The sequence below is a fragment of the Inediibacterium massiliense genome (assembly GCF_001282725.1).
Classification (GTDB): Bacteria; Bacillota; Clostridia; order Peptostreptococcales; family Thermotaleaceae; genus Anaerophilus; species Anaerophilus massiliensis.
Genome location: NZ_LN876584.1, coordinates 180613 through 201811, shown reverse-complemented (window position 1 = coordinate 201811; position 21199 = coordinate 180613). Strand labels below are relative to the sequence as shown.

Here is a 21199-nt window from a genome sequence, read left to right as displayed (position 1 = left end):
TTGAAATTTTCATGCATATTATTTTTTAGTTTTGATAGTACTTGTAAACTGTATTAAGGAGATGCTAAATTTTAGTTTCCTAAAAAAGACAAAGCATCGAATATTATCTTAAGTTATATGGATTTACTTATAAGCATATTAGCTGGTGTGGGACTAATATATGGAATGATATTTCACGGAGTACTATCTGATATTTCATCTAAATACTCAAAAACTTGGGGAAACAAAATGTTTATTTTATGTATAATTACTGGTGTTAGTATATAAGTGTGGACACGAAAAGTTTAACACGATAAAATATTTTTAAATATGAAAGGTGCGTGTTAGACAAATGTCCCAAAATGGTATTCGATACTCTGATGAATTTAAGCAACAAATCTTAGATCTCTATAATGCTGGAACATCGGTAATAGAATTAAGTCGTGAATATGGCGTATCAACTGTAACTATATATAAATGGATTAAAGCTCTTTCTCCTATTAATGTTTCAGAAGAAGAAACAATGACTATGAAAGAATATAAAACAATGAAAAAGCGTATTGCCCAGCTTGAAATGGAGAATGAAATCTTAAAAAAAGCTACCGCCATATTCGCAAGAAAACAGTAGATGAAATTATAAAATTTATCAATACAAATCAACAAAAATATACCGTAAAACTTATATGCAAAGTCTTAAAGTTTTCTAGAAGTACCTACTATAAGGCTCTATTTAGAGTACCTTCAAATAGACAATTAGAATCTCAAAATTTAAAAACAAAGATCAAGGCAATTTACTTAGAAAGCAAAAAACGTTATGGAGCCCCTAAGATCCAAAAGATTCTAGAAGTCAAAGGTCACTATGCAAGTCTTAAGAGAGTACAACGTTTTATGGCTTCTATGAACCTATATTCTATTGTTGTAAAAAAATATCGTCATCATTCTTCAAAAGTAGATATTTTAGAACGAGAAAACATATTGAATCAAGATTTTAAAAGCTCTACAATCAATCAGAAATGGTGTACAGATATAACGTATATACATACAATAAAAGATGGATGGACTTATCTTGCTTCTGTAATGGATATTTATAGCAAAAAGATTATAGGATATGCTTATGATAAATCCATGACAGCAGAATTAGCTGTAAAAGCAGTTAAAAATGCTTGTTTAAATGTAAAAAACACAGAAGGCATTCTTCTTCATAGTGATTTAGGGACACAATATACCAGCCAACTATTTAAAGATTATTTATCTGAAAAAGGTATTATTCACTCCTTTAGCCGTAAGGGTAATCCTTATGATAATGCATGTATTGAATCTTTTCATTCTGTTTTAAAGAAAGAAGAAATACATCATCATAAATATTATGATTTCAAAATGGCTAGCAGAGCAGTCTTTGAATATATTGAATCTTGGTACAATAGAAAAAGGATTCATAGTTCAATTGGTTATATGACTCCTCAAGCAGTATATGAAGCTGCTTTGGGAATAGCATAAATAGTTAAACTTTTTGTGTCTACTATATTGACATAAGTCCATTACTTTTGTTTTATTTATGATTCAATGGATTTTAATGATGAAAAATAAAAAGGCAAAAAATAAGGACGATTAAAGCATATCTAGTCATTTGAGTTTAATTGTGATTCATTGGAAATTTTATGATTACCATCGTTCCTTGATTTACCTCACTATTTATATGGATATCTCCCCCCAGTTTTTCACATGCAGTTTTTACAATTGACAATCCTAAGCCATTTCCATCTATATTTTTAGAGCGGGAAGGGTCTGCTCTGTAGAAGGTTTCAAAGATATGGGATAGACTATTGGATGGAATTCCTATTCCTGTATCTGTAACAACAATGATTACATTTTTATGTCTCGTATAAGTAGCAATGCTTATAGAACCCTTGATTTTATTATATTTTATTGCATTTGAGAGTATATTTGAAATAATAATTTTCAGTAGAGAAGAATTAGAATATATTCTTATATTTTTAGTATCTGTATGTATGGAAATTGATTTTTGTTTGATTTTTAGTTCATAACTATTTAGACATTGAAAAATAATTTTATCTAAATCTATTTCCTGTTTTTGTAGATCAACATCATTGGTAAGCTCCAAAAGTTGTCTTACTATTTTAATAAGATCATCTGTACTTTGTTTCATAATCGAAAGATTTTCCTTATAATCTTCTATTGTTGGATGATCATCTAATTCTAAAACTTGTATAGAAGATTTCATAACAGCAAGAGGAGTTTTAAGTTCATGTGCTGCATTTTGTGCAAAATTTTTTTGTATTTCAAAGGCAGATTTAAGCCTAGCAAGCATCGTATTAAATGAATTTGTTAGAGAATAAACTTCATCTTTGGATTTTGGCAGTTCAATTTGTGTTTCAAGATTATTTGCATCTATTTTTAAGGCAGTTTTATCAAGTAAAGTCAAAGGTTTCAAAGTTTTTAAGATAGCCATGTAGGTTAATACAATTCCTCCTATAACTATTAACAGCATTACAAAAATTTGCTTATAACCAAAGGCCTTCTGAGCGTCTCTAATATGATAGGATATTTCAAGATTATGGATTTTAGGGGCATTGTTTATATGATCCTTGCTGAGAAATTCTTGATTTAAAGGCGTATTAGGAATTTTAAGTTCAATGAAAGGATCAACAAACTCCTTGTTACTATTTAAAATACTATATCCTGTCAATAAGCCCATAGTGATTATGAGTATAGAAGAAATTAAAAGAGTTATTTTTATTTTCAAAGATTTCATAGTCTACCACCAAATTTATATCCCTTTCCTCTAATATTTACGATTACATCTTTTGTTTTAAGCTTTTTTTTAAGGATAGAAATATGATATTTATATGAGTTTGAAAATAAATCAGCGTCACTATCCCAAACATGTTCTATGATTTCTTCAGGTAAGATATACCTGTCTTTATTTCTAGCTAGATATTCAAGTATTCCAAACTCTTTATTTGTTAAAGAAATGTAAGTACCATCTTGTTGAACTGTTTTTGTTCCTAGATCTATGGTTAAATCCTTATAAGTGATCACTTCGTCGGATGTGGTAAAATCCCATCTTAGAAGATTCCTTATTCTTGCAGAGAGCTCTAGAAAGTCAAAGGGTTTTTCTAAATAATCATTTGCACCCAAATCAAGTCCCAAAACCTTATCTTCAATATTGTTTTTAGCGGATAATATAAGAACTTTTATTAAATTGTCACTTTCCCTTATCGTTTTCAGTACTTTAAATCCACTGACTTTAGGAAGATTCAGATCAAGTATGATAAGGTCGTAGCAATTGATCTCTAAATGGCATAGAGCTTCTTCCCCATCAAAGGCTGTATCAACTACAAATCCTTGTTTTTTTAATCCTTTGTGCAAAATTGACGAAAGTTTTACTTCGTCCTCTACTAATAGAATTTTCAAATGATTCACCTCGCAAAATATATAAGCCACACTTAAATTAAATGTGGCTTATGTATTGATCATTATTATCGGCTATTTTCTTCTAAATTCTTATTTATTTAGCATTTGTGTATCATCAGCATGTATCTGAATACCTCCAGGAGCTTTAGTAATTTTTACAGTTTTTTTGTTTGAGTTTGGTTGTTGAGATATTTTTTTATCAGCATGTATTTGAATACCCCCAGGAACCTTAGAAATTTTTATAGCTTTTTTGCTTGAGTCTGCTTGTTCAGATAGTTCTTCATCTACATGTATTTCAATACCTCCAGGAACCTTAGTAATTTCTAAAAATTTCTTATTTAAATCAATTGCATGATCTGGTTTTTTAGGCATTTGACCATCTGCATATGTTTGAATATTTGCAAATAATTGATTAGGCAAATTTTTGATTCCTTCATTTGCTGCAAAAGCGGGTGTAGCTGCTCCTGCCAACATACATACTGATAAAATTCCTACTCCTATTTTTTTCATTTTCACTATGAAAACCTCCTATAAATTTTATTTGGTGTTTTTACCTTGACTAAAGTATACAGGAACAATGGTTAGGTCAAGGTTAGGTTTTCAAAAAAGAGAATAAAGATATGAGTGAATTTATTATAAAACTTTAAAGCCCTTAAATGATAGTAAGGGCTTTTGTTATACAAATATAATATTTTCTTTTGGAGCTAGTGAAGGGAATCGAACCCCCAACCGGCTGATTACGATTCAGCTGCTCTACCATTGAGCCACACTAGCAAAATTTACATATTTTCCTAAAAATAGAATACAATAATATGTAATATTTGTCAATTAAAACAAAAAGAAGCATAAGAACTCCTATCTTACACTCCTTCTTTTTATGGAGCTGGCGAAGGGAATCGAACCCCCAACCTGCTGATTACAAGTCAGCTGCTCTACCGTTGAGCCACACCAGCGAATATGGTGACCCATCCGCGGCTCGAACGCGGGACACCTTGATTAAAAGTCAAGTGCTCTACCTACTGAGCTAATGGATCATTTCTTGTCATTCACAATTATATATAATACAGCATTCTAAAAAAAATGTCAATAAAAATTTTTAAAAAACTTAAGATGAAAGATTATTTCTCCCATCTTAAGTCTCTTCCATAAAAATGAAGGATGGTAAATTTACCGAAAATCCTAGAAAAAACCCGATCGCTATAAGTATTGGCAATCTCCATAGGAGATAGATTGGTAGAAATAATTATTTTTTTATCTTGAATGAGTCTACTATTGATAATATTAAAAAATTCAGTATTCGTAAAAGTATTTGTAAGCTCTGTTCCTAAATCATCAATAATTAATAAATCACAGTCAAATAAAAGATCATAGCTTTCTTTTATATTTGCTGATTTGTCTTTGTTAAATTTATAATTTTCCAATATTTCTAGTATTTTAAAAGCGGTTTGATAAACTACTATTTTTCCTTTATCTAGTAGTGCTTTTGCGATACAATTACACAAAAATGTTTTTCCAAGTCCTGTTGTTCCATAAAAAAGAAGATTTTCATGAGAAGCCATATCAAAGTTGATGACAAATCCTTCACAGATATTTAAAAGTTGGAGCATATTCTGTTTAGGGGTGAGTTCATGATTTTCAAAAGGTTCATTAGAAAACAGATCAATATCAAAGGATTGAAAATTTTCTTTTTCTAATATATTTTTTAAGTTAGACATTTGATAAGCTTGGTTGATTAACTTTTGTTTAAAACAACTACACTTTTTACCGTTATCTCCAAATCCAGTATCTTTACAATGAGTACATGTATAATTCATATCAAAATATTGGATTGGAATATTATTCTCTGTAAGAAGAATTGCTTTTTCTTGTTTCAAAAATTCCATTTTTTCATGAATTTTTTCTACAGCTTGATGATAATTTGTGGGATTTTCTAAAATAGCTCTTGCAACGAGTATGCCTGTTTTGGAAATTTCATCATCTATTTCTTTTATTTTTGGAATTTTTGTATAAACTTCTTTTTTTCTTTGCTCTAATTTTTTATGTTCTTCATCTCTAATTTTTTCATATTCTCTAAGGATTTCTCTTGTAAATTTATCATGCAAGATAGACACCTACCTTATTTTTTTCTTAAAAGATTTTCAAGTTCATCTTTCGTGTATTTGGAAGTTCTTTGTTCAAAATTGTGAAATCTATTGGAAGAAGGTTTTATTGTTTTCTTTGGAATAGGCGTTTTTGTTTCTTTATTTTTGATATCTTCTATGCTTTTTACGCTATCATTTTTCCAAGCATGAAGAATACTGTGTATATAATTGATATTAGGATTAGAAGTTTTTTTAGAGTTTTCACAAGCTTTTAAAATAATATCTATATTAAATTTCCATTCATCAATCCATTGATTGATTGTATTTTTTTCAGCTTCTGAAGGTTCTCTAAAATGAAAACCTAATGCTTTAAATATTTTTCTATATTGAGTATACCGAAGATCTGTTTTTTCTAAATAGTCATCTAATTTATCCATATTGGTAATTCCTTGGTCGTACCAGTTTCTTATAATGGCACCAATATATTTTATATTTTTGATTTTTTTATGTTCTACACTATACATAAAAGCTCTTACAATTAAATCAGGATCCATATTATAATTATAAATCCATTCAAGTATTTCCATCATTTCTTTAGGAACAAGACTTCTTCTTATAGTTTGATTAATATGATAAAACATATCCTTAATTTCAGGAACCTTATTGGCTTCTATTAAATCAGAAGCGGAACAGCTGTATATACTAGGTTTTTCATCTTCTGTGGAGATATTGATGGCTTTAAAATTGTTATCAATATAAAGCTGTTTCAAATTTAAAAATTCTATGCTGTATTCAGAAGAATCATCAGAAGAATGCTTTTTTATAATTCCTTTTTGTTCCCAAAAATCCCATGCGTCTAAAACATCAGATAAAGGAATACTTAGGTGTCTTGCGATGGTTTGATGATTAATAGAAAGGGATAGATCTTTATCATGAGCATATTTGTATCCAAGAAGATATACTTTTACATAAGTTCCATTTGCCATGGGCATAAAATCATTGATAAATATATTTTCAATAGGCGTATCTCCCAGATCCATTTCTGTTGTTTGTTGTATAAAAAGCAATAGTATTCCCTCCCATTTGAATTACTCTAATTTACATTATATCATAACTTATTTTTAAGGGATATTTTATCCTAGAGTTAAATTCAATTTAGGATATAAAAATAAATTACATATTGTAAAAGACTATACATATAGATATATATAGACTAATAGAATGGAGGGGTATAAGGTGATTCGATTTTTCATGAAGAGAAAGATAGTTCTATGGACTGTAATTATATGTATTTTGGCAGTAGCAGCCATAGGAGCAAAACTTCAAATCATAGAAACCTTTCAAGGGAAAAAAATACCTTATGATAAAAATATAACAATGTACAAAATGGAGATAGATTTTGATCCTGTCGAAAGAATCATCACAGGAAATGAGAAAGTAAAATATACCAATCAAAGCAATACAGCTTTTCAAGCTCTATATTTTCATCTATATCCTAATACATTTAAAAAAGAAGATACAGTACCTTTTGAAAAAAATGAAATGGATCGAGCGTATCCTAATGGTTTTGAACAGGGTTATATACAAATTGAAGACGTCCAACAAAATAGTGAGCCCTTAAATCATGGGGTGATGGGGTTAGGAGATACAGTTTTAAAAGTAAATTTAAAAAATTCCTTAGAACCCGGTGAAAAGATAGAGCTTGATATAAAATTCTCTGTAAAAATCCCACCTTCTTACGGAAGATTTGGATATGGAGAGCATACAGTTAATATTGCAAATTGGTACCCTATTGTAGCAGTATTTGATAAAAAAGGATGGAATTTAGAACCCTATTATTCTATTGGAGATCCTTTCTATAGTGATATAGCTAATTATAGAGTAGAAGTTTCAACTTCTAATGAGTATATATTTGCTCATACAGGAGAGTGTATAAAAAGAGAGAAAGTAGATGGAAAAACAAGATGGACGTTAGAGGCAAAAAATGTACGAGATTTTGCTATGATTGGTAGTGAAAATTATAAATCTATGGAAGACGAAATAGATGGGGTAAAAGTATTTTCTTATTATTTTGAGGATCCTTTTGGAGATTTAGCTTTATCTTGTGCAAAAGATTCTATAAAAATTTTTAGTGAATGTTATGGAAAATATCCATATAAACAATTTTCTGTGGCGGCTTCTGACTTTTTTATTGGAGGAATGGAATATCCTAACTTAGTTTTTATTGATCAATCTATTTATAAAAAAGAGTATAAAGAAATATTAGAATATATCGTAGTTCATGAAGCAGCTCATCAATGGTGGTATGGGATTGTAGGAAATGATGAAGTGAATGAGCCTTGGCTAGATGAAGCCCTTACCGAGTATTCTACCCTTTTGTATTATGAAAAAAAATATGGAAAAGAAAAAATGAATGAGGTTTATAAAGATTTGATTGCTAGACCCTATCAAGCTTATGAAAGCAGAAATCCTAGTCATAAAAATGGAGTATGTAGAAGCATTCATAAGTTTGAAAATGCTCATGAATATCAAGCTTTAGTTTATTATAAAGGAGCTATATTTATAAAGGAACTAAGAAAAAAATTGGGGGATGAAATATTTTTTCAAGCTATGAAAGTATATTTTGATAAATATAAGTACAAAAATGCAAATACAGAAGATTTTATTGGGGTATGTGAAAAGGTTTCTAATCAAAGCTTAAGGGAGGAATTTAAAAAATGGCTTAGGTATGAAAAGGAATAAAATCCATTATTATACATAAACTATTCAAAAAGAATCCATATTAAGGTTGATACATTTTGAAAGTATGATATAATAGAAAAGCTGATAATGACAGTTAAAAAAATCTCAATAAAATTTGAATAAATTACTGTGGATAAGGAAGGGAGAGCAAGGTATGAAAGCGGATTCGAGCTCCCAGACATTGAAAAAAATTATATTAGATTATTATAACAAATTCAATATGCAAGGGAATAGAAAAATTTATACGGGTATTTTAGTCGTAGTGATTTTAGCAATTTCTTTATTTGCCTATAATTACAATAAAGCATATATGGTAAAAGTGGGTGGAAATGAAATAGGAATTGTAAGAGATAAAGATGATTTTACCCACATAGTAGATGAAATACAATCTAAATTACACAAAGAATATCATACAAAGATTACCTTTGATGAAGATATTATTTATGACAAAATGAGAGCAAAAGATGAAGAGATTACAAGTCCAGAAAAAATAAAAAAAGAAATTTTAAAAACTCTTAATTTTAAAGTAAATGCTTATGGAATCAAAGCAGATGGAAAAGTGATTACTGCTTTATCTTCAAAACAAAATGCTCAGAAGGTATTAGAGGATATCAAAGATATGTATGCAGATCCTCAAAAGAAATTTGAAAAGATCTCTTTTGTAGAAAAAGTATCTATAGAACCAGTGAAAATAGAGATAAAAAAATTAAAGGATGAAAAAGATGCAGTAAAATTTGTATTACAAGGCACAGAGGAAGAGAAGATTCACAAAGTTCAACAAGGAGAGACATTTTGGACTATTGCTAAAAAATATAACTTAAGTTTAGATGAATTGACTCATGCCAATCCGGATATTAATCCAGACAAAATACAAATCGATCAAGAAGTAAGTCTTCTTGTGCCCAAATCTCTTTTAACTGTAAAGACTATTGAAAAAGTAAACTATCAAGAAAAAATTCCTTATGAAGTTGAATTTGAAGAAACAAATGCTCTTTATGAAAAAGAAAATAAAATTAAAATAGAGGGACAAGATGGAATTAAAGAAATAGTAGCTCAAATTATAAGTCATAATGGCGTGGAAGAATCTAAAAAAATTTTAGAAGAGAAGATTACAAAAGAACCTGTAAAGCAAATTGTATTAAAAGGAACGAAAAAACGCCCACTTACTGCACCTACTGGAAAATTAGGAACTCCTACCCGTGGAAGGTTAACATCTCCTTTTGGGTATAGATGGGGAAGAAAGCATACAGGAATTGATTTAGCTGCACCTATAGGAACTCCTGTATCCGCGGCAGATGGAGGAAAAGTAGTATTTGCAGGAACGAAAAGTGGATATGGAAAATGTATTATCTTAGAGCATGGTAGTGGTACACAAACTTATTATGCACATAATAGTAAATTATTAGTTTCAGTAGGACAAAAAGTATATAAAGGACAAAAAATCGCTGAAGTCGGAAATACTGGAAGAAGTACAGGACCACATCTGCATTTTGAAGTAAGAAAAAATGGTGTGCCTGTAAATCCATTAAAATATTTAAATAAATAAATTTAAAAATTCGCATGTTCCTGTAGGAATATGCGAATTTTTTAGTAGATAGATTTTATAAAAAAAGAAGCAATAGAGGAAGTAGGCTAGGATCTAGTAGATTTTCTAAAAAAGATAAATTTCTTCTAGACTTTCTCGTAGGACGTCTTCGGGGTTGTGGTTTTTCATTATATTGAGGCTGTTCATAGTTTGGGTTTACAGCTTCATCAGAATGAATATCCAGTGCTGCTCTTATATTTAAGATTCCTGCTCCCTCTGCATATCTAGTATCTCCAATGTTTACAGCAGTTCCTAATAATTTTTGTTTCACTTGTGAAGGTGATAAATTTGGATCTTTTTCATACATTAAAGCAGCAGTTCCTGCTACCATTGGAGAGGCCATAGAAGTTCCTGAATGGGTCACATAGGAACTGTGTCCTTTGTTAGATAAAGACATAATATCTACTCCAGGAGCTACTAGATCTGGTTTTGAAACACCACCAATAGCAGGCCCTCTACTTGAGAAGTCAGCAACAAAATCATCTTCATAAGAAGTAGTTTTGTTATCATCTGCAGCACCAACGGTTATGACAGAAGGACTATTTCCAGGACTTGTAATAGAGCTAGGATTAGGACCACTATTTCCTGCAGCTGTAATGACTGTTAAACCACTATTCACAGCAGCAGCAGCCGCTTTTGCTAGAGGATCTTGTTGATATGATTTATCAGCAGGAGATCCTAAGGACATATTCAAAACTTTTATATTGTATTTGTCTTTGTTGTCAATAGTCCATTGAACACCTGCTAAGATATCTGACGTAGATCCACTTCCTGTTTCATCTAATACCTTTATTCCTATGATATTTGCCTCAGGAGCTATTCCTGTATATTTTTCATTTGCATATCCACTTCCAGCAGCAATTCCTGCTACATGTGTTCCATGGCCATCGTCATCATAAGGATAATTTCTATTGTTTACAAAATCCTTAAAACCTATAATACGATTTGTTGGTTTTACGAGATCATCATGAGGGTATACCCCTGTATCGAGTATTGCAATACCTACTCCTTTTCCGGTATATCCTAAATCATGAACTCTATGTCCTGCAGCAGCTAAAGATGCGTTATCCATACACTTAAAAACTTTTGCATCTTGATTGATAAACTGAATCATATGGTGAGCAGCTACATGATCAATAGATTTTGCCGGAATTTCTGCTGCAATGGCATTAATAAGAGGGATATGGTATTTTATTTTTCCACCTGCTTCAATAATACAATCTCTTATGTGATCACAAGTTCCGTTACTATATACAATAACGGGAATATATTCTTTTGTTCCAGCAGACATTCTCGCTACGATGACGGGATGAACAAATTGGGATCTTATTTTGTTTACATTCATTTTCATCATGCTCACTCCAAATTATCTATTTTCAATATTAATGTATGCTAAAAATTCATGAAATGTTCATACAATAAGTGACTAGAATTTCCAATGAAGTTTACATAATCATGTGATATAATAAACTTGTATGCCCCATTTACATACCATTTTGAAAGGGGGATACAAATGAAAACAAGATGGAATGTTAAAATTATTATTTTGATAGGTATTATTTTTTTATTAAGTAGTGGGATTGTATATAGAAATGTATTAAAAGTTTATGCTTATCCTGCTTTAAAAAAAGTACAACAGGAATTGATTTTATTTAAAACAAAAGATTATAAAGTGAGGGAAACTAGTCATTTTATAATAAGGTATGATTTGGAAGATGAAAGTGTGATTGACCTAGTTGCAAAAGCTTCTGAAGAGCATTACAATCAAGTATGTAATGCATTTTCTTATTATCCAAAAGAAAAAACTGTAGTGATTGTTTACGAGGATCCAGAAAAGCTCATGAAAAATTCTTTTTTAAAAAAGGGAGAACCACCTATGGGAGTATATCTAGCTTCGACCATTCAGATTTTATCTCCAAAGGTATGGGTGCCTAAAGATCAAGATATAGAAGATACTTTTCTGAATCAAGGGCCTATGGTCCATGAGTTTACCCATTTGATTGTAGATGATATTGCAAAGGGAAATTATCCTTTATGGTTTACAGAAGGAATGGCTCTTTATCAAGAATATGTTCAAACAGGATATAGCTGGGGGGAAGGAATATCTTTTGATGGAAAAGAATATACCATGGAACAGCTTACGAATGATTTTGGGGAGTTAGATCAAACGTTGGCATACAAAGAGTCCTTTGAAATCGTAAAATCAATGGCTCAAAAAGATGGATTTGAAAGACTACATGATATTTTATATGCATTAGGAAAAGGAGAAAAAATCGAAAAATATTTTGAATAAAAATGGAACTTTTATATATTTTTTTAAGTCAAATATAAATGTAGTATATATGAAACGAAAGTTATTTTTAAATAGATATGATATAATATAGTAATAAAAAATGAAGAGATTTCGTCGAGGTGATGAGTGGATGGGTAAGAAAGTATTAGTTGTAGATGATGAAAAATCTATTTCAGATATACTAAAATTTAATTTAGAGAAAGAAGGATATGATGTAAGTGTATCCTTTGATGGTCAAGATGCAGTAAAAACAACTTATGAAGTAGAACCGGATTTAATTTTATTAGATGTGATGATTCCTGAAATGGATGGTTTTCAAGTATGTAAGAAGATAAGAGAAAATTTTAATATGCCTATTTTGATGCTTACAGCAAAAGAAGAAGAAGTAGATAAAGTATTAGGTCTTGAACTAGGAGCAGATGATTATATTACAAAGCCGTTTAGTATGAGGGAACTTTTAGCAAGAGTCAAAGCCAATATTAGACGAATTGAAAATAATGGGTCAAATGATAAAATGCATAATATTATTTCAGGAGATTTAAATATAGATTTAAATAAATATGAAGTGAAAAAAAGAGAAGAAGTGATAGAGCTTACTTTAAGAGAATTTGAACTTTTGAAATATCTTGCCACACAAGAAAATCAGGTATTTACAAGAGAACAGCTTTTAGAAGAAGTATGGGGTTATGAATATTATGGAGATATTCGAACAGTGGATGTTACCATAAGAAGATTAAGAGAAAAGGTAGAGGATCATTCAAGTAATCCCAAATATATATTGACTAAAAGAGGAGTAGGTTACTACTTCAGGAGGGCATAGTATGTTTAAAAGTATAAGGTGGAAGTTCATTGCCATATACTTTCTACCTGTTTATATTGCTATGCTGATTGTAGGTGTATTTATTATCAAAGAGTTCCAAGAATACCATTTAGGAATGGTAAGTGAAAATCTTACAAATTTAGGAAGAAGAGAAGTTTTGATTCAAAGTATAGGAAAATTTGAAGATTTAGATGAGAATAAAGAAGAAATTCAAAAAAATATTGATCAGTGGCCCACAGGATTAAAGGAAGAGATATTTATTGTAGATAGAGAGTTTAAAATTGTAGCAAGAAGCAAAAATAGTGGAACCAATAATAATGCTTTAGAGGTATTAGATTACACTCTTTTAACAGATTCTAGGAATGGAAAAGTAGGAGAGAAAGATATTACGATTAATAATCATGCTAAAGAAATTATTACCAAGAATATGGCGTTTCCTATACAAAATGAGAATCATGAAATTAAAGGTATTTTATATATTCGGGCAGATCTTTCTGATATTTATAACACATTAGATAAATCAAAAATGATTTTAACAAAAGCTACTCTCTTAGCGCTCATTATAACGGTTGTATTAGGATTTTGGATTGCTAGAAGTATTACAGAGCCTATTAATGATGTAACTATTAAAGCAGCAAGAATGGCTAAGGGAGATTTTAATCAAGTCGTAGAAGTAAAATCAGACGATGAAATTGGTCAATTGGCAGAAATGTTTAATTATGCAAGAGAAAAATTAAATGCTACTCTTTCCGAAATTTCAAGTGAAAAAAGTAAATTAGAGACTATTTTAAGTTATATGGCAGATGGACTTATTGCTACCAACCAAGAAGGAAAAATTATGCATGCAAATCCTACTGCTATGAAGATGCTAGAGTTATCAGATGAAAATATACAAAACACAAGTTATGATGAAATTATAGGAAAATTTAATAAAGAGTTAACACTCCCTTTTATTAAAGAAAATTCAAAAGACTGGACAGGAAGCAGGAATATCATTTTTAAAGAGTCTATTTTTCATGCAAATTATGCTCCCTTTAAAGATGAAAAGGGAGAAAATACAGGCATTGTTATGGTGATACAAGATATTACAGAAAGACAAAAGCTAGATAATATGAGAAAAGAATTTGTTGCCAATGTATCTCATGAATTAAAGACGCCACTTACGAGTATTAAAAGCTATACAGAAACTTTATTAGATGGAGCATTAGATCAAAAAAATGTAGCAGAATATTTTTTAAATGTAGTCATAAGTGAAGCCGATCGAATGGATCGTTTGGTGAAAGATTTGCTTCAACTTTCAAGATTAGACTATCAAAGAGTAAGTTGGAATAAAAAGGAAAACAACTTGGTTAAAATTATTGAAAATTCTATTTTAAAAATAAGCATTAATGCAAAAAATAAAAAACAAAATATAAGTTTTTTTCCACAAAATGAGGAAATGAAAGCTTTTGTAGATTCAGACAAAATAGAGCAGGTGATTTTAAATATATTAAGTAATTCTATTAAATATACACCAGAAAAAGGAGAAATAAACATTTCTTTAGACCAAGAAAATAATCAAGGAATATTAAAAATTTCTGATAATGGAATAGGAATCCCTTCAGAAGATCTTCCAAGACTCTTTGAAAGATTTTATCGAGTAGATAAAGCAAGATCTAGAGAATTAGGGGGAACAGGACTAGGTCTTTCTATTGCTCAACAAATTATAAGAGCTCATGATGGAGATATAAAGATAAAAAGTGAAGAGGGAAAAGGAACTGAAGTAACTATTTTTATTCCCCTATATGAAGGGGTGTAATTGTATTTTAAAACGGGTGTAATATGTTTGTAATAATAATAGGTTATAATGTGGTTATTACAAGGGATTCGTATGTAAACTGGGAGGAATCACAATGAACAGAAAAATCATTACGAGTGCTTTGATTATAGTCATATTAGGAGCATCGAGTGTTACTGGGCATGCTGCTTACAAGACGGTTCAAAGCAAAGTAAATGTCAATGTAAATAAAGAACCTATAGAAATCATTAGCCCTAAGGGAGATATTATTGTTCAAAAAAGTGTCCTTATTTCTGTGCAGGTTATACAAAATGTATCTGTTTCTTTAAGTGTATACAAAGAAGAAAAAGAAGATACACTCATTTTTGGTCCTGAGAAAGTAGATCAAGGAGAAAGTCTTAAATTTTATAATAAACAATTAAAAGACTTATCTGCAGGAGAATATAAGATGGTTTTTGACATAAAGGATAAAGATGGAAAATCTAAGGATCCTATTACAAAATACTTTACTGTCAAAGATAAAGAAGAAGAAATGAATGAGACACTCGAACGTATACCTAAAACAAATGTTACAAACATATTAGATGACATCCTAGACAAAAAGTAATGATTAGGGTGTGTGCTCATGAAAAACTTTAATATAGAAAAATTTAAAACTCTTCTTTTAGCTATACTTTTTACATTAAGTATTGCTTTAAATCAACAATTATGGGAAAAAATTTCATTAGATAAAATTACACCCTCTGTAAAGGATACAGAGGTGGTAAACATGAACAATATAAATCATTCAGACAACATTTCTGACATTTTAAGCCCCCAAAGTTTTACAATCAACTTTGGGGGTGGTCTTCATACAGTTCTCCATTCAGATTCTTATAACATGTGGAATGAAGTTGTTAAAATTTTTAAGAAATCCTATTTTTTAGAAAGTAGTTCTATTGAAAAGATTAACAAAGAAAAATGGATAGAGCTTCAAAAATTTCGTTCTATAGAAATGCAGTTTGGGTATAGCATGTCTCCACAACTTTTAAGTAATATAACCCAGCAAAAAAAGCTAGGCATTTATGAAAAAATTGAAGGGTTTGATAAGATTTTAATATCATTAATGGATGAATCTTGTATTTATTTGGCAGATGAAAAAAGAAATGCTTATTACGTAGTTCGTGGAACTCCTAAAGTGGAAAATTTTTCAAAAGTTATTAAAAACATAGAGCAGGGAAATTATGAAGCCTATTATGCTCTAACAGATATTTATGGGATAAACAATAATACTTTGATGCCTATTGAAGGTGGCGAGGATCTACATAATATAGAAGTAGTGAAAGAAATTGATTCCCTTAGCGAAGAACAGGTAGAAGCATTCGCTGGAACTTTTTTTGGAGAAAACCTTGATTTTGTAAGAAAAATTAGAGAAACAAATGGATCTGTAATCTATATGTACGGATATGGACAAAAGGCTTTAAAGATCGATCATATGGGAAGACTTCAATATGTAGAAAAAATAGATGAAGGAAAGGCTTCTAAAAGTATGAAACTTGATGAAGCAACACAAATTGCTATTTCATTTGTTCGAGAACATGGCGATATGGAAGGAATCAATGGATATTTAAAAGAAATAAAGACATTTGAGGAAAAAAATCAAAAGGGCTATGTCTTTTTATTTGGATATGGACTCAATAATCTCCCTGTTTATTATCATGATGAGGGAAAAATAATAGATGCACCTATTGAAGTAAAAGTATTAGGAGAACAAGTTATTTCTTACAAAAGATTTATAAAAAGAGAGAAAGTAGCCATGAAGTTTTTAGGAGACAAAGAACAAAACCATATTTTATCCTCTCCTCAAATTATAGATATGAATTTTCCAATGATCCAAAAAGATTATGCAAAAATAAATCAAGAAGTAAGTCAAAAAAATATTACAGATCAAGTGTTAGAAAAAGTAAAAAGTATTGAAATAGGATATTATGATGATTCAAATAAACAGCCTAATGAATTAAGTTTGATATGGATTATAAAAATAGACAAAATCGTTTATTATTTTGATGCAGCTACAGGAAAATTGTTGTGGCATTCATCCCTGTAATAGGTGGTGGAAAAAATGGATTGGTCAAAAGCAAAAAATATATTAATTATTGCACTAGTAGTTACCAATCTTTTTCTTATTTATAATATAGAAAAAGATATTTTTAAAGAAAGTGCTTCATCTATGGTATATGATAGAAATATAACAGATGTAATAGAAATATTAAAAGAAAAAAATATAAAAATAGAAACAGAAGTACCAAAGACAGTACTAGAACTTCCAGTGTTAAATGTAGAATATAAAACTTATAATGAAAAAGAAGTGAAAGAAAAATTTCATATTAAAAATGAAGATACAAGATCTATAAATGTAGTGAATCACAAAACGATTGTCTATGAAGATAAAGATGATCAAATTCATATAAAAAATATTGATGAAGAAAAAGCCATTCATGAAGCCAAGATATTTATTCAAAAATATGATTTTATGAATGGGGATGTAGTTTATGACAAAACAATAAAAACACCTGAGGGATATCATGTGTGTTTTAAGCAAAAATATAAAGGTCAGTTTTTAGAAATTAGCTATATGCATATAATTGTAAACGAATCAGGAGTAAAAAGATTCGAAAGATTGTGGCTTAAGCCTTTAAAATTTGATGAAAATAAAAAAGAAATTATTCCAGCTACAAAAGCTCTGCTAAAGTCTATGGAAGAAATCCAAAATAACGATGAACAAGTACGAATTAAAAAAATAGATCTAGGATATTGGTTTGATCCATCTCATATTAGCCTTACAAATTCTGGAAATATAAAATCAGGAACAGCTATTCCAGCTTGGAGACTTACGTTAAAAGATGGAAATATTGTTTTTATTCCAGCCTATGAAAATTATTAAAGTAGAAGTCAAAATAGACTTCTACTTTTTGTATTATTTTCCTTTCGTCATATACTTATCAAATGATATGATTAGTGATATAATGTAATGAGGTTTTAATGTAAAAATAACCAATATACGTTTTGTATAAAAACGGATGGATAGAATAAAATGCTGAAAGGCTGGAAATACCTTATGAGTAAACTTTTGATCCAAGGCGGATATCCATTAAAAGGAAAAGTAAATATTAGTGGATTTAAAAATGCAGCAGTAGCGATTATTCCTGCTGCTATCTTAGCAGGAGATATTTGTAATATAGAGAATTTACCTAATATAGAGGATGTGCATGTCCTAGAGAAGATTCTTATACAATTGGGTGCACAAGTATCCTTTGACGAAGAAAAAAAAGTAATGACAGTAAATTCTAGTAGTATCAAAGAATGTGTTGCTTCTTATGAAATGGCCAAGGAGTTAAGGGCGTCTTATTATCTTTTAGGAGCATCTTTGGGAAGATTTAAAAAAGCGAAGGTATCTTTTCCAGGAGGATGCAATATTGGATCAAGACCGATTGATCAACATATAAAAGGATTTGAGGCATTAGGGGCTAAAGTTACTATTGAGCATGGTATGATTCATGTAGAAGCAGAAGAGTTAAAGGGTACAGAAATTTATTTAGATGTGGTAAGTGTAGGGGCTACCATTAACATTATGATGGCAGCTTGTATGGCAAAGGGCAAAACCATCATTGAAAATGCAGCCAAAGAACCTCATATTGTAGATGTAGCAAATTTTTTAAATGCTATGGGTGCAGATATACGAGGTGCAGGAACAGATGTAATAAAAATACATGGAGTGAAAAAGCTAAAAGGATGCACATATAGTGTGATTCCAGATCAAATAGAAGCAGGGACTTTTATGATTATGGCTGCAGCTACAGGTGGAGATGTAATTGTTGATAATGTTATTCCAAAACACTTAGATCCTATAACTGCTAAGTTAAGAGAAATGGGAGTAAAAATAGAAGAATATGGAGAGTCTATCAGGGTAATAGGAAAAGATAAAACGAAGAGTGTCAATATTAAAACATTAGTATACCCAGGATTTCCAACAGATCTTCAACAGCCTATGTCAGCCCTTTTAACACAAGCACAAGGGACAAGTATTGTGACAGAAACTATTTATGAAGGAAGATTCAAACATGTAGATGAATTAAAAAGAATGGGAGCAGATATTAAAGTAGAGGGAAATGTAGCTGTGATTCAAGGAATTAAACAATTATCTGGAGCGAAGGTTGCAGCTACAGATCTCAGAGCAGGAGCTGCTTTAGTTGTAGCAGGACTTATGGCAGAAGGTACTACGGAAGTAGATTGTGTCCATTATATTGATAGAGGATATGAATGGATTGAAAATAAATTATCTTATTTAGGAGCAAAAATCAAAAGAGTAGAGTAAAGGCAGGAGACAATCCTGTCTTTTCGTTTTTCTATAAATAAGATATAATGAAATAAAATGTTGCTCAAATAGGAGGAAGATTATGGCTTTTACTTTTTGTTCACTAGCTAGTGGAAGTAGTGGAAATTGTCAATATATAGCTAGTGAAAAAGCAAGTTTACTAGTAGATGCAGGGTTATCAGGAAAAAAAGTTACCCAAGCAATAGAGAGTATTGGAAAAGATATGAAAAGAGTATGTGGGATTTTAGTAACTCATGAGCATAATGATCATATAAAAGGAATAGGAATTTTATCTAGAAGGTTTAATATTCCAATATATGCAAATAATAATACTTGGAAAGAAATGAAAGATAAAATAGGAAAAGTAGGCGAAGACAATATAAGATTTTTTCAGACAGGAGAAACATTTCATATAGAAGATATCAAAATAAAGCCATATCCTATTTCTCATGATGCAAAAGAGCCTGTTGGATTTTCTTTTTATCATGATGCTGTAAAGGTTAGTATTGCTACAGATTTAGGAGTAGTAGATGATAGGGTAAAAGAAGAAATAAAAGGATCAGATCTTCTACTTTTAGAATCTAACCATGATGTAGAAATGCTTAAAATGGGAAGGTATCCTTGGTATCTAAAAAAAAGGGTTATGGGAGAGTATGGACATCTTTCTAATGAAACAGCAGGAGAAATTATTGCAGAAATGGTCAATCAAAAAATTCCTGTTACAAAAGTATTGTTAGGACATTTAAGCCAAGAAAATAATTTTCCAGAATTGGCTTTTGAAACAGTAAAAAATATATTAACTAGTAAAAAAATTAAAATGGGCTTAGATGTTTCTGTGGATTTAACTTATAGAGATCGAGTGAGTCAAGTTTATTCTTTATGTAAATAATCCTTTGAGGGAGGGATAAAATGAGTTTTGATGAACATGATTTTCATAAGGAGGAGAATGATTCTTCAAAATACTATATAGATCCTCCAAAACCTACTTATAAAAAAAAGAATAATATTTCATTATTTAAAATCATTTTAGTAAGTTTGGTATCTGCACTCATTGGGGGAATTTTAACTGCTTATTTGGCACCTATGTATCTATATGGTAAATATATACCCTATCCCAATACAGAAAACAAAACTACTCCACAAAATATAGAAATTGTTACAAAGGATGAAAAATTGAGTGTGATTCCAACAGTAGTTAAAAAAGCTATGCCTTCTGTCGTAGGAATTACTACAGTAACCTTACAAAGAGATTTTTTATTTGGAGTAAGAAAAGGTCAAGGAGTTGGAACAGGAGTTATTGTAGATCCTAGAGGATATATCTTGACAAATTCTCATGTAGTCAATGATGGAGAAACAGAGGAAGTAAAGGTATTATTAGATAATGGAAAAGATCTAAAGGCCAAGGTTTTATGGAATGATCCCCTTCTGGACTTAGCTATTGTAAAAATATCTGAGAAGAATCTTCCAGTTGCAGAGCTAGGAAACTCTGATGAAATTCAAGTAGGGCAATTAGCCATTGCCATTGGAAATCCATTAGGGCTGGCTTTTGAAAGAACGGTTACATCAGGGATTATTAGTGGATTGGAAAGAAGAATTGAAATTAATGAGTTTCAGAGTATAGAGGGATTGATTCAAACGGATGCTTCTATCAATCCAGGAAATAGTGGAGGACCTCTTTTAGATGAAAAAGGAAGAGTAGTAGGGATCAATACAGTAAAAATTCAAACAGGAGAAGGACTTGGATTTGCTATCCCTATTAATATTGCAAAGCCTATTGTAGATGAATTTATCAAAAGAGGAGAATTCACCAAAGTATATCTTGGCATAAAAGGAATTGATGTAGGATATTATATTAGAAATTATCAAAATGATTTAGGAGTCAATCAAGGTGTGATCGTGATGGAAGTATCTCCTAATTCGCCTGTAGAGGTAGCAGGAATCAAAAAAGGAGATATTATTCTTTCTATGAATGGTCAAAAGATAGAAGGGATGACTCAACTTATGAGATCACTTTATCAATATAGACCAAATGATACAGTGAAAATAGAAGTTTTAAGAAATCAAAGGAATTTAGAATTTCAAGTGACTTTTAAAGCAACACCAAAAACTTACTAAAGAAAGCTGGGAGTGGAT

Annotated in this window: 18 protein-coding genes and 3 tRNA genes; 12 read left to right on the top strand and 9 right to left on the bottom strand. The window is 30.4% G+C overall.

What is annotated here, in order from left to right; all coding sequences use genetic code 11:
* Positions 1–331: 331 nt before the first annotated feature.
* Positions 332–1476 (top strand): IS3 family transposase gene (locus tag BN2409_RS02380; RefSeq protein ID WP_242847898.1). Its coding sequence is split into 2 segments (ribosomal slippage): positions 332–578 and positions 578–1476, totalling 1146 coding nucleotides; the frame shifts between segments, so codons are not numbered across the junction.
* A gap of 136 nt (positions 1477–1612) precedes the next feature.
* Here the strand turns inward: BN2409_RS02380 and BN2409_RS02375 are convergent.
* From BN2409_RS02375 to BN2409_RS02340, 8 genes are all read right to left on the bottom strand, one after another.
* Positions 1613–2752: a sensor histidine kinase gene (locus BN2409_RS02375; RefSeq protein WP_053955062.1), complete on the bottom strand. Its 1140-nt coding sequence runs from the start codon at positions 2750–2752 to the stop codon at positions 1613–1615.
* Entirely contained in the window at positions 2749–3414 is a 666-nt protein-coding gene (locus BN2409_RS02370; protein WP_053955061.1) for a response regulator transcription factor, read from the bottom strand. The genes BN2409_RS02375 and BN2409_RS02370 overlap by 4 nt, the downstream gene beginning before the upstream one ends.
* Positions 3415–3504: 90 nt before the next feature.
* On the bottom strand, positions 3505–3930 hold the full coding sequence (locus tag BN2409_RS02365; protein WP_053955060.1) for a hypothetical protein: 426 nt from the start codon (positions 3928–3930) through the stop codon (positions 3505–3507).
* 183 nt (positions 3931–4113) lie between these two features.
* A tRNA-Thr gene (locus BN2409_RS02360) sits at positions 4114–4188 on the bottom strand.
* Between the two features lie 104 nt (positions 4189–4292).
* Positions 4293–4367, bottom strand: a tRNA-Thr gene (locus BN2409_RS02355).
* 5 nt (positions 4368–4372) lie between these two features.
* Positions 4373–4448 (bottom strand) — tRNA-Lys (locus BN2409_RS02350).
* Positions 4449–4532: 84 nt separating this feature from the next.
* Positions 4533–5525, bottom strand: coding sequence for an ATP-binding protein (locus BN2409_RS02345; RefSeq protein ID WP_422723676.1), 993 nt, complete (start codon positions 5523–5525; stop codon positions 4533–4535).
* Between the two features lie 5 nt (positions 5526–5530).
* Positions 5531–6562: a DnaD domain-containing protein gene (locus BN2409_RS02340; RefSeq protein WP_053955058.1), complete on the bottom strand. Its 1032-nt coding sequence runs from the start codon at positions 6560–6562 to the stop codon at positions 5531–5533.
* Positions 6563–6746: 184 nt separating this feature from the next.
* On the opposite strand from BN2409_RS02340, the gene BN2409_RS02335 reads away from it, so the two are divergent.
* Together BN2409_RS02335 and BN2409_RS02330 are read left to right on the top strand one after the other, a co-directional pair.
* On the top strand, positions 6747–8237 hold the full coding sequence (locus BN2409_RS02335) for a M1 family metallopeptidase (protein WP_199872898.1): 1491 nt from the start codon (positions 6747–6749) through the stop codon (positions 8235–8237).
* 154 nt (positions 8238–8391) lie between these two features.
* A complete protein-coding gene (locus tag BN2409_RS02330) occupies positions 8392–9783 on the top strand; it encodes a peptidoglycan DD-metalloendopeptidase family protein (RefSeq protein WP_053955056.1) in 1392 nt (463 codons plus the stop codon).
* A gap of 55 nt (positions 9784–9838) precedes the next feature.
* Here BN2409_RS02330 and BN2409_RS02325 read toward each other — a convergent pair whose 3' ends face one another.
* On the bottom strand, positions 9839–11173 hold the full coding sequence (locus BN2409_RS02325; protein ID WP_199872897.1) for a S8 family peptidase: 1335 nt from the start codon (positions 11171–11173) through the stop codon (positions 9839–9841).
* Between the two features lie 162 nt (positions 11174–11335).
* Between BN2409_RS02325 and BN2409_RS02320 the strand changes: the two genes are divergently transcribed.
* The 9 genes from BN2409_RS02320 (at position 11336) to htrA (ending at position 21181) form a co-directional block, all read left to right on the top strand.
* Positions 11336–12115 (top strand): gluzincin family metallopeptidase, encoded by a 780-nt coding sequence (locus BN2409_RS02320; protein ID WP_053955055.1) that lies wholly within the window; start codon positions 11336–11338, stop codon positions 12113–12115.
* A gap of 130 nt (positions 12116–12245) precedes the next feature.
* Positions 12246–12935 (top strand): response regulator YycF, encoded by a 690-nt coding sequence (gene yycF, locus BN2409_RS02315; RefSeq protein WP_053955054.1) that lies wholly within the window; start codon positions 12246–12248, stop codon positions 12933–12935.
* Position 12936: 1 nt separating this feature from the next.
* The gene (locus BN2409_RS02310; protein WP_053955053.1) at positions 12937–14733 is read left to right on the top strand and encodes an ATP-binding protein; all 1797 of its coding nucleotides are present in this window, start codon (positions 12937–12939) and stop codon (positions 14731–14733) included.
* A 94-nt stretch (positions 14734–14827) separates the two neighbouring features.
* A complete protein-coding gene (locus BN2409_RS02305; protein WP_053955052.1) occupies positions 14828–15319 on the top strand; it encodes a hypothetical protein in 492 nt (163 codons plus the stop codon).
* Between the two features lie 18 nt (positions 15320–15337).
* Positions 15338–16798 (top strand): hypothetical protein, encoded by a 1461-nt coding sequence (locus tag BN2409_RS02300; RefSeq protein WP_053955051.1) that lies wholly within the window; start codon positions 15338–15340, stop codon positions 16796–16798.
* Between the two features lie 15 nt (positions 16799–16813).
* Positions 16814–17635, top strand: coding sequence for a two-component system regulatory protein YycI (gene yycI / locus BN2409_RS02295; protein WP_053955050.1), 822 nt, complete (start codon positions 16814–16816; stop codon positions 17633–17635).
* Positions 17636–17809: 174 nt separating this feature from the next.
* Positions 17810–19066, top strand: a complete 1257-nt coding sequence (locus BN2409_RS02290) for a UDP-N-acetylglucosamine 1-carboxyvinyltransferase (protein WP_053955049.1) — start codon at positions 17810–17812, stop codon at positions 19064–19066.
* An 82-nt stretch (positions 19067–19148) separates the two neighbouring features.
* A complete protein-coding gene (locus BN2409_RS02285) occupies positions 19149–19955 on the top strand; it encodes an MBL fold metallo-hydrolase (RefSeq protein ID WP_053955048.1) in 807 nt (268 codons plus the stop codon).
* 20 nt (positions 19956–19975) lie between these two features.
* Positions 19976–21181, top strand: coding sequence for a serine protease HtrA (gene htrA / locus BN2409_RS02280; RefSeq protein ID WP_110942902.1), 1206 nt, complete (start codon positions 19976–19978; stop codon positions 21179–21181).
* Positions 21182–21199 lie beyond the last annotated feature (18 nt).

Excerpts from the sequence above, each read along its gene's own strand:
- BN2409_RS02330 (WP_053955056.1), top strand. The coding sequence starts at position 8,392 with ATGAAAGCGGATTCGAGCTCCCAGACATTGAAAAAAATTATATTAGAT.
- BN2409_RS02375 (WP_053955062.1), bottom strand. The coding sequence starts at position 2,752 with ATGAAATCTTTGAAAATAAAAATAACTCTTTTAATTTCTTCTATACTC.
- BN2409_RS02335 (WP_199872898.1), top strand. The coding sequence starts at position 6,747 with ATGAAGAGAAAGATAGTTCTATGGACTGTAATTATATGTATTTTGGCA.
- BN2409_RS02285 (WP_053955048.1), top strand. The coding sequence starts at position 19,149 with ATGGCTTTTACTTTTTGTTCACTAGCTAGTGGAAGTAGTGGAAATTGT.
- BN2409_RS02320 (WP_053955055.1), top strand. The coding sequence starts at position 11,336 with ATGAAAACAAGATGGAATGTTAAAATTATTATTTTGATAGGTATTATT.
- BN2409_RS02325 (WP_199872897.1), bottom strand. The coding sequence starts at position 11,173 with ATGAAAATGAATGTAAACAAAATAAGATCCCAATTTGTTCATCCCGTC.
- htrA (WP_110942902.1), top strand. The coding sequence starts at position 19,976 with ATGAGTTTTGATGAACATGATTTTCATAAGGAGGAGAATGATTCTTCA.
- BN2409_RS02290 (WP_053955049.1), top strand. The coding sequence starts at position 17,810 with ATGAGTAAACTTTTGATCCAAGGCGGATATCCATTAAAAGGAAAAGTA.
- BN2409_RS02310 (WP_053955053.1), top strand. The coding sequence starts at position 12,937 with ATGTTTAAAAGTATAAGGTGGAAGTTCATTGCCATATACTTTCTACCT.
- BN2409_RS02300 (WP_053955051.1), top strand. The coding sequence starts at position 15,338 with ATGAAAAACTTTAATATAGAAAAATTTAAAACTCTTCTTTTAGCTATA.
- yycI (WP_053955050.1), top strand. The coding sequence starts at position 16,814 with ATGGATTGGTCAAAAGCAAAAAATATATTAATTATTGCACTAGTAGTT.
- BN2409_RS02305 (WP_053955052.1), top strand. The coding sequence starts at position 14,828 with ATGAACAGAAAAATCATTACGAGTGCTTTGATTATAGTCATATTAGGA.
- yycF (WP_053955054.1), top strand. The coding sequence starts at position 12,246 with ATGGGTAAGAAAGTATTAGTTGTAGATGATGAAAAATCTATTTCAGAT.